15 protein-coding genes are annotated in these 13,326 nt (G+C 71.7%); 8 read left to right on the top strand and 7 right to left on the bottom strand.

Annotation, left to right across the window (positions count from 1 at the left end; all coding sequences use genetic code 11):
• The first annotated feature begins 109 nt into the window (after window positions 1–109).
• Genes ACN265_RS13470 through ACN265_RS13455 form a run of 4 tightly spaced genes read left to right on the top strand, consistent with a single transcriptional unit; the run spans window position 110 to window position 2,328 of the window.
• Window positions 110–511 (top strand): YbaB/EbfC family DNA-binding protein, encoded by a 402-nt coding sequence (locus ACN265_RS13470; protein WP_421407785.1) that lies wholly within the window; start codon window positions 110–112, stop codon window positions 509–511.
• On the top strand, window positions 498–818 hold the full coding sequence (locus ACN265_RS13465) for a type VII secretion target (RefSeq protein ID WP_421407783.1): 321 nt from the start codon (window positions 498–500) through the stop codon (window positions 816–818). The genes ACN265_RS13470 and ACN265_RS13465 overlap by 14 nt, the downstream gene beginning before the upstream one ends.
• A complete protein-coding gene (locus tag ACN265_RS13460) occupies window positions 815–2,008 on the top strand; it encodes a WXG100 family type VII secretion target (RefSeq protein WP_421407782.1) in 1,194 nt (397 codons plus the stop codon). The genes ACN265_RS13465 and ACN265_RS13460 overlap by 4 nt, the downstream gene beginning before the upstream one ends.
• Window positions 2,005–2,328, top strand: a complete 324-nt coding sequence (locus ACN265_RS13455; protein WP_421407780.1) for a hypothetical protein — start codon at window positions 2,005–2,007, stop codon at window positions 2,326–2,328. The genes ACN265_RS13460 and ACN265_RS13455 overlap by 4 nt, the downstream gene beginning before the upstream one ends.
• Window positions 2,329–2,502: 174 nt before the next feature.
• Here the strand turns inward: ACN265_RS13455 and ACN265_RS13450 are convergent, their stop codons facing one another.
• The 6 genes from ACN265_RS13450 to ACN265_RS13425 form a co-directional block, all read right to left on the bottom strand.
• Window positions 2,503–3,498, bottom strand: a complete 996-nt coding sequence (locus tag ACN265_RS13450; protein WP_421407778.1) for a hypothetical protein — start codon at window positions 3,496–3,498, stop codon at window positions 2,503–2,505.
• Complete coding sequence (locus tag ACN265_RS13445; RefSeq protein WP_420118793.1) at window positions 3,495–3,758, bottom strand: hypothetical protein; 264 nt, start codon at window positions 3,756–3,758, stop codon at window positions 3,495–3,497. Before ACN265_RS13445 ends, ACN265_RS13450 begins: the two co-directional genes overlap by 4 nt.
• Window positions 3,755–4,429, bottom strand: a complete 675-nt coding sequence (locus ACN265_RS13440) for a DUF6308 family protein (RefSeq protein WP_421407777.1) — start codon at window positions 4,427–4,429, stop codon at window positions 3,755–3,757. Before ACN265_RS13440 ends, ACN265_RS13445 begins: the two co-directional genes overlap by 4 nt.
• Before the next feature lie 260 nt (window positions 4,430–4,689).
• Entirely contained in the window at window positions 4,690–5,637 is a 948-nt protein-coding gene (locus ACN265_RS13435) for a hypothetical protein (RefSeq protein ID WP_421407775.1), read from the bottom strand.
• Window positions 5,638–5,777: 140 nt separating this feature from the next.
• A complete protein-coding gene (locus ACN265_RS13430; protein ID WP_421407773.1) occupies window positions 5,778–6,110 on the bottom strand; it encodes a hypothetical protein in 333 nt (110 codons plus the stop codon).
• Between the two features lie 9 nt (window positions 6,111–6,119).
• Window positions 6,120–6,776 (bottom strand): DJ-1/PfpI family protein, encoded by a 657-nt coding sequence (locus tag ACN265_RS13425; RefSeq protein WP_421407771.1) that lies wholly within the window; start codon window positions 6,774–6,776, stop codon window positions 6,120–6,122.
• Window positions 6,777–6,877: 101 nt separating this feature from the next.
• Between ACN265_RS13425 and ACN265_RS13420 the strand changes: the two genes are divergently transcribed.
• On the top strand, window positions 6,878–7,831 hold the full coding sequence (locus ACN265_RS13420; RefSeq protein ID WP_421407768.1) for a GlxA family transcriptional regulator: 954 nt from the start codon (window positions 6,878–6,880) through the stop codon (window positions 7,829–7,831).
• Window positions 7,832–7,879: 48 nt separating this feature from the next.
• Here the strand turns inward: ACN265_RS13420 and ACN265_RS13415 are convergent, their stop codons facing one another.
• On the bottom strand, window positions 7,880–8,761 hold the full coding sequence (locus tag ACN265_RS13415) for a LysR family transcriptional regulator ArgP (RefSeq protein ID WP_421407766.1): 882 nt from the start codon (window positions 8,759–8,761) through the stop codon (window positions 7,880–7,882).
• Between the two features lie 69 nt (window positions 8,762–8,830).
• Here ACN265_RS13415 and ACN265_RS13410 point away from each other — a divergent pair, with 69 nt between their 5' ends.
• The 3 genes from ACN265_RS13410 to ACN265_RS13400 all read left to right on the top strand — a co-directional run bounded on the left by ACN265_RS13410 (window position 8,831) and on the right by ACN265_RS13400 (window position 12,903).
• A complete protein-coding gene (locus tag ACN265_RS13410; protein ID WP_421407764.1) occupies window positions 8,831–9,424 on the top strand; it encodes a LysE/ArgO family amino acid transporter in 594 nt (197 codons plus the stop codon).
• Between the two features lie 123 nt (window positions 9,425–9,547).
• Window positions 9,548–10,921: a M23 family metallopeptidase gene (locus ACN265_RS13405; RefSeq protein ID WP_421407763.1), complete on the top strand. Its 1,374-nt coding sequence runs from the start codon at window positions 9,548–9,550 to the stop codon at window positions 10,919–10,921.
• Window positions 10,922–11,493: 572 nt separating this feature from the next.
• The gene (locus tag ACN265_RS13400; RefSeq protein ID WP_421407760.1) at window positions 11,494–12,903 is read left to right on the top strand and encodes an RCC1 domain-containing protein; all 1,410 of its coding nucleotides are present in this window, start codon (window positions 11,494–11,496) and stop codon (window positions 12,901–12,903) included.
• Window positions 12,904–13,326: the final 423 nt, after the last annotated feature.

Below are 13,326 nucleotides of genomic sequence, written 5' to 3'. Positions count from 1 at the left end.
GCGCGTAACCGGTTGCTACCGTGTCGGTGACGTCGGGTCGGTCGACCACGGCGGGCCGACGCCACCGGGCGAGGTGGCGTCGGGGCCACTGTCCCCTGGGGAGGGTCGGATGTGGGCGGACGAGGCGGCACTGGACGCCACAGCACGCCGGCTCGACAAGTGGGAGTCGTCGCTCGTCGGGCAGGCGGAACGGGCGCGCGCCCTGTCCGCCAGCGCGCAGGCGTTGACCGGCACCGCCCGCAGCTCCGACCGCACCATCAAGGTCACCGTCGACTCCACCGGCCTGCTGGTCGACCTGCGGCTCGACGAGCAGACCCGGCAGCACTCCGCCGCCCACACCGCCCGCCAGATCATGGCGACCACCCGGGCCGCCCGCACCGACCTGCTGCGGCAGCTCACCGAGGCCACCACCCGGGCCCTCGGCGTCGACGACCCGGCCACCCGGGCGATCATCGAGTCCCACCGGCGGCGACTCGACGCCGGGCCGGGCACGCCGGATGCCCACCGGTGACGGCATCCGGGTCGACCCGGACGACCTGAACCGGCACGCCGCCCACCTCGACCGCTGCGCCGACAGCCTCGACACCGCCGGCAGAGCCGGCCGACACGTCCAGCTCGACGCCGACGCGTACGGACAACTCTGCGCGATCATGCCGGCTCTGCTCGGCAGCCTCCAGCAGAGGCTGGTCGACGGCGTCGGCACCGCCGCCGGATCGGTTCGTGACACCGCCGCGAAGCTGCGGTCCAGCGCCGCGGGCTACCGGGCCGCCGACACCCGCGCCGCCCGACACCTCGACCGGATACGGGACGGCCGGTGACCGGCAACCCGCTGGTCGCCACGGCGTCGGACACCGGCCCCAGCGCGTGGGCCGGAATCTGGATCTGCGAGGACATCGAACTCATCGCCCAGGGCGTCCGCACCGGCAGCTGGATCGACGGCAGCCTCGGCGTGGTCAGCGCTGGCCTGGACGCCCTCGCTCTCGTCTCCGACCCGGTCGGCGCGCTGCTCCAGTACGGCATCGCCTGGCTCATCGAACACGTCAGGCCGCTCAGCGAAGCCCTCGACTGGCTCGCCGGCGACCCCGCACAGATCACCGCCCACGCCCAGACCTGGCGCAACGTCGCCGCAGCGCTCCGGCAGGACGCCGCCGAACTGACCCACGCGGTGCGCACCGAGGTCACCGGTTGGGATGGCAGCGCCGGCACCGCCTACCGGGCCTGGGCCGCCGAGCAGCACCGGGCGATCACCGGTCTCGCCGAGGGCGCCGACACCCTCGCCGCCGCCACCGAGGGTGCCGCCGGCCTCGTCGCCGCCGTCCGGCTCCTCGTCCGCGACGCCATCGCCGCCTGCGTCTCCCGCCTCATCGTGTACGCCGGCGAACTGCTCGCCACCGGTGGGCTCGCCACGCCGTGGGTGGTGGAGCAGGTGACCACGCTGGTGGGCTCGTGGGCGGCGCGGATCGCCCGGCTGCTGCGCGGGTTGCTGGCCAGCCTGCGGCGGTTGCTGCCGGAACTACGTCGCCTCGGCGACCTCATCGAGAAACTCAAGCAACTCCTCAGCCGGCTCCATCGGGACGATCCGGCAGGCGGAAGGAACACGTCTCATCCCGCCACTCCCCGTAGCTCCGAGCCGCCGCATCTGGACGAGGAAGAACGGTTCCGCGCACTCGGCATGGACCCGGCGACCGGCAGGTTCCGGCCCGGTGAGGCCGAGACGGCTGCCCGGCTAGAGCGGGAGTTGGAGGTGACGTTGTCCCGGGCACCTGTCGGCTCGTCTGCCGACTGGGTCGACGGCAACGGACGAACCTACGATGCGGTCGGCAACTTCCCTGGCCACTACTTCGATCAGCAGTGGCCCCAGTTGCAGTATCAGATCGAGCGACATCTGACCAAGGCCGACCTCGTACCGGTCGACGTTTCGCAGTTCTCAGCGGAGCAGATCGCTACGATCGAGCGGTTCATAGCCGATCGCGGCCTGGGCCCGCGAGTGTTCATTGTGGGGAAATGATGGCTGGCCTTATCGTGCTGAAGCCCGGCGTCGACTGGAGTGCGACCGGCGGACTGTTCGACTGGACGTTGGAGTTCCTCATCGCAAGGCTCTCCGACAGGCAGGTCGCGGATCAACTTCAGGAGATCGTCGACAACAATCTCGGCTCGGTCTGGGTCCATGAACTGCCACCAAGCGCGCAGACGGAGATTTTCGATCACTGGCGACGCGGCCTGGTGAAAGCAGGCGAGGAGGATCTCCCGGAGAACGACCACAAGACCGACGTTCTCCGCCACCTCCAGAATCTGGTGGACGCCACGTACGCGGCCGATCCAGACTGAGGCAGGACGAGATCATGCGCTTGACAGCCTCACTGCGATGACGGCTGCTGACCAAACCACAGTACGGAGCAGTCCTGGCCTCCTCTCCATCCTGCGCCAGGGATACACCCATGCCGTTACCGCGACCCGCCTCATGGTATAGCTAACCCAAAGCGGCATCCCGGCCCCTGCGGATCATCGGGTACTTCCCCGCGTCGTACCGGGGGCGCTCGTGAAGCGGCTGGTCACGTCGATCCCGTCACGCAGGTAGTCGCCGAGCCTGATCCGTACGCCGTTGCGGACCACTTCGGTGCCCGCTCCGAACGACTCCGGCATCCGTCGGGTACGCCACCAGCGCAACGGCTCCCCCGCCGCCCGCTTCTGCCGCTTGAGGACCGCCTCCGCCTCGATGACGTCCGCGTGCCGACCCTCGACGACCTCCACCAGTCGGGCACCCGCCCGCAGGTGTTGCCGTACCCGGCCCGCTCCGCCGACGCCGAACTTCAGCAATCCGCGATGCCGCACCAGATACAGCAGGTACGGCGTGTCGCGGAGCGCGGCAAAGGTCCGGTCCTCGGGCTCGGGCGGGCACTGGGCGCAGGTGCGGTCGCGCAGCCGTTGCCACGAGCCGCAGCGCAGGTGCAGGCCCCAGGTACCGTGGGAGAAGGGCGCCTGCCGTACGCCGAACCACGGTAGGCCGTGGACGTCGCCAGCCAGGTCGGCCCAGCCGTCGCGGCGGTGCCTGTCGAGTTCCTCGCCGAGGGCGATCGCGGCCTGGAACTCGGCGGCGGCCCGGGTGGGGATGGTGTCGGTGCCTGCGAGGCCGGCGAAGTGGCGTACCCGATCCGCGAGCGCGGGTTCGTCCGGCAACCGGGTCAGCAGGCGTGCCCCGGTGGCGAGGCTCGGCCCGGCGGAGCGCTCGTCCAGGCAGATGTGGCATCGGGTCCGCCAGCCGGTACGACAGACCCGGAGGCTGCCGCAGGTGCGGCACTGGTAGACGTCGACGCCCCCGCCCGGCAGCAGGCCGAGCGGTTGCATCTGGTCGGTGACCAGGTTCGCGCAGGGTCGGCAGTGGGCATACCAGGCGATGTCCGGCCCACGCTGGCGGGTGTTCGCCCGGCCGTGGACGGTGTCGCCGCAGTTGACGCAGATGCACTGCGTCGGACGAACGCGTGACCTCGGTGCCGTCATCGGCCGTTGTCGGTGGAGCGCCGCCTGCCCGCCGCCTTCGCCTGCGGCGTCCCGCCCCGGCCGCCCGCTGTCCAGGAAACCCGACTGTACGAGTCCCAGCGGGCGTCGAGTGCAGCCGCATTCGCAGATCGGTCCGGGATCACGGCGAAGTCGCCTCCGATCGCCTCCAACTGCATCCACACCGCGTTGACGATGTCGGCGTACTTCTCCGGCTTTACGCCCCTGATGCGTACCGTGAACTGCCGTTCGTCCTGGCTCACGGCAGACGGATTCCGGCACAGTGGTCGCCGCTGTGCACCGGACGGTGCCGCGTCCAGAACACCACGTCGAGGACGCGGAGCAGGCTCACCGACTCGGGCAGGCCCGCATCCTTGTGTAGTGCGTGCAGCCGCTGTCCCAGTACGCCATCGTCCTCGCGGAGCCTGCCGTGCAACCACTCCCAGAAGCCGGTGCCGGTGCGGTAGGCGCAGGACACCACCGCGTCGTATACCGGCACCAGCTTCGGACGCTTGCGGGCGAGCAACTTGCCGGCGACGACCCATCCGATGCCCTTGGCGTCGCGCAGCACCCGCCAAGCGGTGTCAGCGGGACCACCCGCCACCACCAGGGGGTACGCCTCGTCTGCGCCCAGCGCCACGTCGACCGGAATCCTCCCCAGCTCGGCGGCGACCCGCTCGCCGAGCGGCCCCTGCAACAGGTCGAGCGCCTGCTGCGGCGGCACTCGCACACTCAGCAGTTCCACCGCGACAAGGTCCTCGGCGGTGATGGCGGCGGCCGCCTCAGGACGGCTGCCGCCACCACCGAGTTGGTCGAACTGTCCGCCGGTGAACGTCTCGTCGTCGGTGCCGAGGTAGTAACTGTGCAGGTCGGAAACCGACCGGGGATCATCGAGGACGGCCAGCATCTCGGCGAGCGTCAGGGGTTGCGGCACGCTTCTCCTTCGAGGGCTCTGTGGTCCCAGCAGCCAACTACAGGTCGGCAAGACAACCAGATCGGTGACCGGCGGGGCAACACCACTCCGCAGCAGGGCCATCACTCGTGGGTGGCCAGGAAGAACGCCCCCGCAGTCGTCGCCTACCTGCGCTTTCGCCCGGTCGGCGATGCCGGGGAGCGGGTACACGTCACCATCTGCATCGATGGCCACCGCCATCGCGTCGTAAACACGACAGCCGGCGGAGCTGGATCACACGGTCAGCCGAGCCCTCCGGCGAACGGCGTCGACCGCCACTGGTCGAGCATGCCGCCGAGGGCGTCCGCCAGCATCGGCAGCTGGGGGGCCAGGGCGAGACACGCGACGCCCCGCAGCATCCCCACCGCCGTCACGAAGCGCAGCACGCCCTCGTCGAGCTGCCGCATGTTCCGGTGCTGCGCCGCACTCCGGTAGGCGGCCTCCCCCTCCGGGCCGACGCCGACGACGTCCCACTCGACGGGCCCCAGCGTCACCATCTCGAAGTCGGCGTAGCGGTACCCGTCCACCCCGGCGACCATGTTCACGACCGGGGAGTCGCCGTGGACGGGTTGGAGGTCGACCCCGGGGAACGTCTTCTCGAACAGTTCGCGGGAGCGTACGAGTGGTGCCAGCACCTGCCATTCGCGGCGGGCACGGTCCAGGTCCGCCGGGTCGATCAGCTCGGGCTGGCCGTCGAGCGCGACGAGGCCGTCCTCGACGAACTGCGGTTCGGCGGCGGACAGGAACGACAACTCACCCGGATAGTCACGCAGGGCGGCGTGCAGCTCGGGCACGAGGCCACAGTTCGCCACGTAGTCGGGTTCCCCGGCCGGTGCCAGCTCGATCAGCTGCCAGAACGTCATCGAGAAGCCGTCGTGCCGGACGGGTTCGCGGGGCACGAGCGGGCTGGGCGGGATGACCGGCACGCCCCGCTCGGTGAGCCATCCCGTCACGTCCAGTTCCGCCCGCTGCCGACCGGCCACACTGTCGAGGTCCGCGTATGCGGGCAGGACCGTGGGCACCCGGGCCACGACCGGCGACGGTGCCAGGTGCACGACCACGGAGAAGGCTTCGTAGAGCACGCGAGGGTCGGTCACGTCGAGCCCCTGTGCGCGTCCGGCGTGGACGGCCGCGTCGACCGCTCGCCGGGTACGGTGGGCGATCTGCTCCGGGGTCAGGAAGCTCTGCATACCCCGATCTTTCCTCACGCTGCCGAGGGTCGGGACCTCCGTCCCCGGATCGACGGCAGGAATGGGCTGGATGCCTGGTGCACGACACCTGATGTGCCCACCCTCGTCGTGCACCCGAGTGGCGGCACCCGGCTCGACACCTACCCGGCGGGTCGGGTGACCTGCGCGGATGGGCGGCGGATGCCGGTGACCACGGTGCGGGGCAGCCGACCCGCCCGGGAGTGACCGGCCAGGGTGTCGCCGTCCACCACCACGTCGAAGTCGAGGTGCAGGCGCATCGGCCGGGTCACCGACTGTCGCCAGGTCACCCGGGGGCCGGCGCAGGTCACCGCCGCCAGCGCCACGCTCTCCGTCGCGGTCGACGCGGTTCCGGTGAGCGCGCCGCCGGTGTCGTGGAAGACGTAGGTGGCGCGGAGCGTGCCGATGGGGGTCTTCAGGCTTACGTCCCAGGTGCCGATGACGGGGTGTACCACCGTTTCTCCTCAGACCGGGACGGGGAGGTGGCCGGCGGCACGCCACACGGTGCCGCGTCGCTCGTACTCGAAGAGGGTTTCCACGGCGTGCGCGACCCGGGGGCCGAACTCCCGTTCCAGGATGTGCAGCCCGAGGTCCAGGCCGGAGGTGACGCCGCCCGCGGTGACGAGGTCGCCGTCGTCGACGACCCGCGCCGGCACCGCGTGTACGCCGGTGGCGTCGAGCACGTCCATGCCGAGGTGGTGGGTCACCGCGTGGCGGCCCTCGATCAGGCCGGCCATGGCCAGGGCGAGCGACCCGCCGCAGACGGCCGCCACCGTCACGTCGGGGTTGTCGAGGGCGGCGCGCAGCAGCGGTACGGCCGCCGAGTCGGCGAACCGGGCCAGCAGCACGGGGATGGTCACCACGCCCTCGTCGGGGTCGCCGGTGCTCGGACCGCTGGCACCGGGCACCACGACGTAGCCCGGCCGGGTCGGGTCCAGCGTCCCGGTCGCCCGCAGCGTCAGGCCCCGGGTGCCGCTGACCACCTCCCTCGGGCCCTGCGCCGAGACGAGTTCCACCGCCAGTGCGCCCTCGACGGTGTCGCCGCCGGCGGCGAGGACCTCGAAGGGCGCGATGACGTCGAGCGGGTCGAACCCGTCGAACAACACGATCTGTACCAACATGCCACCGATCCTCGGCCTCGCCGCCCGACCCGGCCAGTGGCAGGATTGCCATGGTCCGACTGTTTCTTGCCGCACGTGGTCGATCCTGGGGAGGTGCCGCCGTGCACACCGTGCTGGTCCTGGCGCTCCCGGGCACGATCGCGTTCGACCTGGCCACCCCGATCGAGGTGCTGGGCCGGGTGCGGTTGCCGGGCGGCCGGCCCGGCTACCGGGTGCTGGTCTGCGGCAGCGGGCCGGTGGTCGACGCCGGCCCGCTGCGGCTGGCCGTCGACCACGGCCTCGACGCGCTCGCCGACGCCGACACCGTAATCGTGCCAGGCCGGTACGACCCGGCCGCGCCGGTGCCCGGCGCGGTGCTGGACGCGTTGCGGGCGGCTGCCGCCGCCGGCGTCCGGATCGCCTCGATCTGCGTGGGCGCGTTCACCCTGGCCGCCGCCGGGTTGCTCGACGGGCGGCGGGCCACCACGCACTGGGCCGCCGCCGAGCTGTTCCAGGCGACGTACCCGGCCGTCCGGGTGGACCCGGCGGTGCTGTTCGTCGACACCGGCCAGTTCGTCACCTCCGCCGGGGCGACCGCAGGCGTGGACATGTGCCTGCACCTGGTCCGCCGGGACCACGGGGCGGCGGTCGCCGCCGACGCGTCCCGGCAGGCCGTGGCCCCGCTGCACCGCGACGGGGGGCAGGCGCAGTTCATCGTGCGCCCCGGCGTGGACCCCGCCGGGGTGGGTCTCGGCCCGGTCCTGCAGTGGTTGGAGTCGCACGCGGACGAGCGGGTGACCCTGGCCGACGTAGCTGCCCGGGCCGGGCTCAGCGTGCGGACGCTCAATCGCCGTTTCCACGAGGAGACCGGCCGCACCCCGATGCAGTGGGTCGCCGCCGTGCGTGTCCGCCGGGCGCAGGAGCTGCTGGAACGCACCGACCACGGCGTCGACCGGATCGCCCACCTCGTCGGTTTCGCCTCACCGGCGCACTTCCGGGTCCAGTTCAAGCGGCTCAGTGGAGTGTCGCCGCAGGTGTACCGCAGGACGTTCGTCGCCGGGCGGGTGGCGGGCTGAGCGGAGGCCCGCCGTGCGCCGTCCCGACGGGGTCCGCCCCGCTCACCGTCAGCGCAGTGCGGTGCTCGCGGCGGCCCGGACCGCCGCCGTCAGCGCCGCCAGCGCCGTCGACTCCAGTCGCCAGTACTGCCAGTACAGCGGCACGTCGAGGTGCCGGCCGGCGGCAATCTCGACGAGGCGGCCGGCCGCGAGGTCGGGGCGGGCGACGGCTTCGGGGAGCAGGCCCCAGCCGAGGCCGAGCCGGACCGCCTCGGTGAAGGCGGCCGTCCCCGGCACGAAGTGCGTCGGCGGGTCGACGTCGCGGCGGGTGAGCGTACGGGCGAAGCGGTGTTGCAGGGTGTCCTTGCGGTCGAAGCGGATCATCGTCGCGGTCGGGAACACGGTGGCGGGGTCGCGGTCGGCGAAGCATGCGGCGTGCAGGGAGGGTGCGGCGACGGCGAGGTAGCGCATCGCGCCGAGGCGCAGCACCCGGCAGCCCTGCACGGCGACGCGTTCGGTGGTGACCGCCGCCATCACGGTGCCGTCGCGCAGCAGCCGCGCGGTGTGCCCCTCGTCGTCGGTGCGCAGGTCGACCAGCACGTCGGGCACGGCGGTCAGGGCCGGCAGGAACCAGCCGGCGAGGGAGTCGGCGTTGACCACGACGGCGACCCGGGTGCGGGTGCCGTCGCCCAGCGTGCCGCGCGCCGCGTCGAGGGCCTCCTGTTCCAGCAGCGCCACCTGCCCGCCGAGGCGGACCAGCGGGGCACCGGCGGCGGTCGGCACGCACGGCCGGGTGCGGCGGACGAGCACCTGCCCGACGGCCTGTTCGAGGGCCTTGATGCGCTGGCTGACCGCCGACGGGGTGACGTTCATCGCCCGCGCGGCGGCGTCGAAGCTGCCCTGGGTGACGACGGCCTGGAACGTCGCGAGCTGGACCGGGTCGAGCGGCATAAGCGATTCTAACGGTGATGCAGATTCTTTAGCTGGAGTGCAGGAGGCTACCGCCCTAGCGTGGCCGTCATGGGTTCCGTGCTCGCCGGTTTCGGCTTCTCCCTCGCGCTGATCGTCGCCATCGGGGCGCAGAACGCCTTCGTGCTGCGCCAGGGGCTGCGCCGGGAGCACGTGCTGCCGGTGGTGGCGATCTGCGTGGCCGCCGACGCCACCCTGATGACCGCCGGCATCGCCGGCCTGGGGGCGGCGCTGACCGCGACGCCGGCCGTCCTGGTCGCCGTCCGCTGGGGCGGCGTCGCGTTCCTGCTCGGGTACGCGCTGCTGGCCGCCCGCCGCGCCCTGCGCCCCTCAGCCCTCAGCCCGTTGGACCGCCCTGCGGCCACGTTGCGGGCGACGCTGCTGGCCTGTCTGGCGTTCACGTTCCTCAACCCGCACGTCTATCTCGACACGGTGGTGCTGCTCGGCACGGTCGCCCACCAGGACCCGAACCGGTGGGCGTTCGGTGCCGGCGCGGCGGCGGCGAGCCTGGTCTGGTTCACCGGGTTGGGCTTCGGTGCCCGTCGGCTGGGGCCGCTGCTCGCCCGTCCGGCGGCGTGGCGGGCCGTCGACGGGACGATCGCCGTGATCATGGTGGCCGTCGCCGTCTCGGTCGCCACCGGCTGAACGGCGGCCGGTAGGGACACCCACTCTGCTGATCCGGCACCGGCGCGGGCCCTCCGGGCGGACCTCGGGACCCGTAGGATCGACATCCTTCAACCCCACGATCCACTTTGGAGGGAACCGCGCATGACGGGTCCACTCGCCCGGCTCCGCACCGCCGCCCGACTGATGCTCGCGACCACCGGCGTCACGGTGCTCGCGCTCGCGGGCGCCGCCGCCGTCGTGACCACCCCGGCCCAGGCCGCCGGCCCCCGGCCGAACTTCCAGATGCCGGTGCCCTGCGGCGAGACGTGGCGGATGGCCACCTACTACGGTCACGACGACTACGACATCGACCTGACCTTCACCGGCGGGGCCAGCAACGGCCGACCGATCCTCGCCTCCGCCAGCGGCACCGTCTCCTTCGCCGGCTGGGGCAGCGGCGGCGGATGGCACGTGATCATCGAACACGGCGGCGGGTGGCGGACGCTCTACCTGCACATGATCGAGACGCCGATGGTCGCCGCCGGCCAGGGGGTGTCGACCGGCCAGCAGCTCGGCCGGGTCGGCAGCACCGGCAACTCCACCGGCCCGCACCTGCACTACGAGCAGGTACGCGACGGCGTCAAGACCGAGTCGTACTTCAACGGGGTGCCCTCCGGCATCACCTCCGACGGCAGCCCGTCCACCGGCCCGCTCTACATCTCCGGCCCCACCTCGCCGGCCCGGAACATGACCAGCCAGAACTGCGGCCAGGCCGCCAACCGTCAGGTGTACGAGTCGGGCAGCCACAGCGGCTGGCAGATGCTGCCGGTCAACAGCATCACCGGCTCGGCCACCGCGGCCATGGTCATGGGCACCAACAAGCTGCTCTACACGGTCAACAACGGCCTGGTGTACGAGGCGTCCAGCGACACCGGCTGGCGCAACCTGTGGACCGGCATCTCCGGCGTCAGCAACAACGCCCTGGCCGTGATCAACGTGGGCGGCGTCAAGTACATCTACACCGTGGTCGGCGGCTGGGTGCACGAGGCGTCCAGCGCCAACGGCTGGAAGAACCTGAACACCGGCATCTCCGGGGTCAGCCCCAACGCCCTGGCCGCCATCAACCACAACGGCGTGAAGATCATCTACACCGTGGTCGGCGGCCTGGTGCACGAGGCGGCCAGCAACAACGGCTGGCGCAACCTGTGGACCGGCATCTCCGGCGTCAGCAACAACGCCCTCGCCGTGATCAGCATGGACGGCGTCAAGTACATCTACACGGTCGTCGGCGGCTGGGTGCACGAGGCGAACAGCATCAACGGCTGGCGCAACCTCAACTCCGGCATCTCCGGGGTCAGCCCCGACGCCCTCGCCGCGATCAGCTTCAACGGCGTGAAGATCATCTACACCGTGGTCGGCGGAATGGTGCACGAGGCGGCCAGCAACAACGGCTGGCGCAACCTCAACTCCAACGTCCGGGGCACCGCCGTCTCGGCGACCACCGTCACCGGCGTGAAGGTCCTCTACACCGTCTGACGGTCACCTGTTTCCGAACGCCCCGGCTGATCACCCCCGCCCGCACCGTGGCCGGTGGCTGCCGCCGGCCGGACAGGCCGAGGTGCCCGGCGGCGCAGCCACCGGCCCGCGCCGCCGGGCACCTCGGCCGTACGCCCGTGTCGGGCCGTGGGCTGCCGGTCGCCGGCGACCACCCGACCCCGTCGCCGCAAGAGCCAGCACGGACGCGGCGCACCACGCGCGCCTTCTCCGCCGGCATGTGGCGGGCACGCGCAGCGGACCCGACGGCGGCACGAAAGCTCCGAATGGTGAGCGGAACACTCATTCGACACGCCTGTTTTCTGATCATTCAGCATCGGTATATATTTCCGCTGGACAACCACCCGCAAATCTGCGGACGATAAGGCGAAAAGCGATCGCATTCCCGCCCCCGCCGGCATTTTCCCGAGGGCGCTTCAATTCCCGAAGAGGGCGAACCCCACCCACCTGACCGACCATCCTGATCGGATCGGCGCGCAGTCCACGCCACCCTCAGAGGGGAGAGAAGAATGAGCAGCCGACCACCCGGAAGGTCGTCACAACGCACCGTCGCCGTGACGACGGCCCGTTGCCGACGATCGGTCCTCGCCGCCGGGGTGGCGGTACTCGCGATGGTGGCGGCGATCGGCGACGCGTCCGCCGGACACGCCAGCGGCGTACCCGTCGAACGTGCCGTCACCTCTGCGGTGCCGGCGCACGACGCGACGGGGCGGGCGCCGGCGAAACTGGGTGCCGTGACCGCCCTCGGCGCGGGTGAGAGCCACAGCCTCGCGCTGCGCTCGGACGGCACCGTCGTCGCCTGGGGCGGAAACTACGCCGGGCAGCTGGGCGACGGCACCACCGTCGACCGCACCACCCCGGTACGGGTGTGCGCGGTGGGACAGGGCGCTCCCTGCACCCGGTTCCTCACCGGCGTGATCGCCATCGCCGCCGGCAGCAATCACAACCTCGCCCTGCTCAGGGACCACACCGTCGTCGCCTGGGGCGAGAACTGGGGGGATCTCGGTGACGGCACCCGTAACAACCACCCCACTCCGGTACGGGTGTGCGCGGTGGGGCAGGTCGCCCCCTGCACCAGGTTCCTGACCGGAGTCAGGTCCATCGCCGCCGGCGCGTTCCACAGTCTCGCGGTGCTGGACAACACCTCCGCCGTCGCCTGGGGCTACAACTCCTTGGGCGAGCTCGGAGACGGCACCATCTACACCCGTCTGACTCCCGTACGGGTGTGCGCGGTGGGGCAGGTAGCCCCCTGCACCAAGTTCCTCAGCGGAGTCAGGTCCATCGCCGGCGGCTGGGTCCACACCGCGGCGGTGGCCGACAACGCGCTGGCCCTGGCCTGGGGCTGGAACCAGGCCGGGCAACTGGGCGACGGCACCACCATCGACCGCGCCACCCCGGTGCGGGTGTGCGCGGTGGGACAGGTCGCCCCCTGCACCAGGTTCCTGTACGCGGCGAAATCCGTGGCTGCCAACGTCGCCGACAGCATGGCCCTGTTGGGTGACGGCGGCCCCGTCACCTGGGGCGACAACCTCACAGGTGTGCTCGGCGACGGCACGTTCACCGGCCGGGCAACGCCGGTGCGGGTGTGTGCCGTGGGGCAGACGGCACCCTGCGACCGGTTCCTGTACGGAATCCGGAACATCGCCGCCGGCCCGGTCCACACCATGGCGCAACTGAGTAGCGGCGGCGTCCTGACCTGGGGCGACAACTTCACAGGTGAGCTCGGCGACGGCACGTTCACCGGCCGAACGGTCCCGGGGCAGGTGTGTGCGGTGGGACAGATCGCCCCCTGCGAGCGGTTCCTGTACGGGATCCGGGACATCGCCGCCGGCGGCTACCACAGCCTGGCGCTTCAGCCTGACTACACGGTGGTCGCCTGGGGTGCCAACGGCCAGGGCCAACTCGGGGACGGCAGTGACGAGCCTCGTCCCACCCCGGTCCAGGTTCTCGCACCCCAGAGTTAGCGGGAGACCGGGGCCGGGCTGGATGGCCGGGGCCCCACCCGGGCCCCGGCCGCAGGAGCCGGCCCATCCTCCTGTTCGGGGCGGAACGCCCGCTCGGCGCAAGCACGGCTCCGAGCCGGGCCGGCCGCCCACACGCACGGTAGGAGGCCGTCCCGCGGCCGGCGGCGCATAACGGCAGGCCGGGACGATCCGGCCCGGCGGAATGCCCGACATTCGCCATTCGTAATGGTCACTGTCCGCCACCAGGGGCACGGCCGACTGACCTCAACGGGTGTTAAGTCGACGCTCATTCCCGGCACATGGTTGACGGCCCGCATCCCGAGGGCAATCATGTTGTTCACCGGATTCCCGGCCCGCGCAAATGTCGGATCTGGTAGTTGTTCCGGCGTTTCGACGCGGTTGCCCGCGAGGCGGATGCCCCGT

This window comes from Micromonospora sp. WMMD730, from assembly GCF_049178955.1.
Classification (GTDB): Bacteria; Actinomycetota; Actinomycetes; order Mycobacteriales; family Micromonosporaceae; genus Micromonospora; species Micromonospora wenchangensis.
This window is presented reverse-complemented; position numbering and strand designations above follow the sequence as displayed.

Coding starts and splice junctions, on each gene's coding strand:
- ACN265_RS13470 (WP_421407785.1), top strand. CDS start 110: ATGTGGGCGGACGAGGCGGCACTGGACGCCACAGCACGCCGGCTCGAC.
- ACN265_RS13465 (WP_421407783.1), top strand. CDS start 498: ATGCCCACCGGTGACGGCATCCGGGTCGACCCGGACGACCTGAACCGG.
- ACN265_RS13455 (WP_421407780.1), top strand. CDS start 2,005: ATGATGGCTGGCCTTATCGTGCTGAAGCCCGGCGTCGACTGGAGTGCG.
- ACN265_RS13450 (WP_421407778.1), bottom strand. CDS start 3,498: ATGACGGCACCGAGGTCACGCGTTCGTCCGACGCAGTGCATCTGCGTC.
- ACN265_RS13435 (WP_421407775.1), bottom strand. CDS start 5,637: ATGCAGAGCTTCCTGACCCCGGAGCAGATCGCCCACCGTACCCGGCGA.
- ACN265_RS13425 (WP_421407771.1), bottom strand. CDS start 6,776: ATGTTGGTACAGATCGTGTTGTTCGACGGGTTCGACCCGCTCGACGTC.
- ACN265_RS13415 (WP_421407766.1), bottom strand. CDS start 8,761: ATGCCGCTCGACCCGGTCCAGCTCGCGACGTTCCAGGCCGTCGTCACC.
- ACN265_RS13410 (WP_421407764.1), top strand. CDS start 8,831: ATGGGTTCCGTGCTCGCCGGTTTCGGCTTCTCCCTCGCGCTGATCGTC.
- ACN265_RS13405 (WP_421407763.1), top strand. CDS start 9,548: ATGACGGGTCCACTCGCCCGGCTCCGCACCGCCGCCCGACTGATGCTC.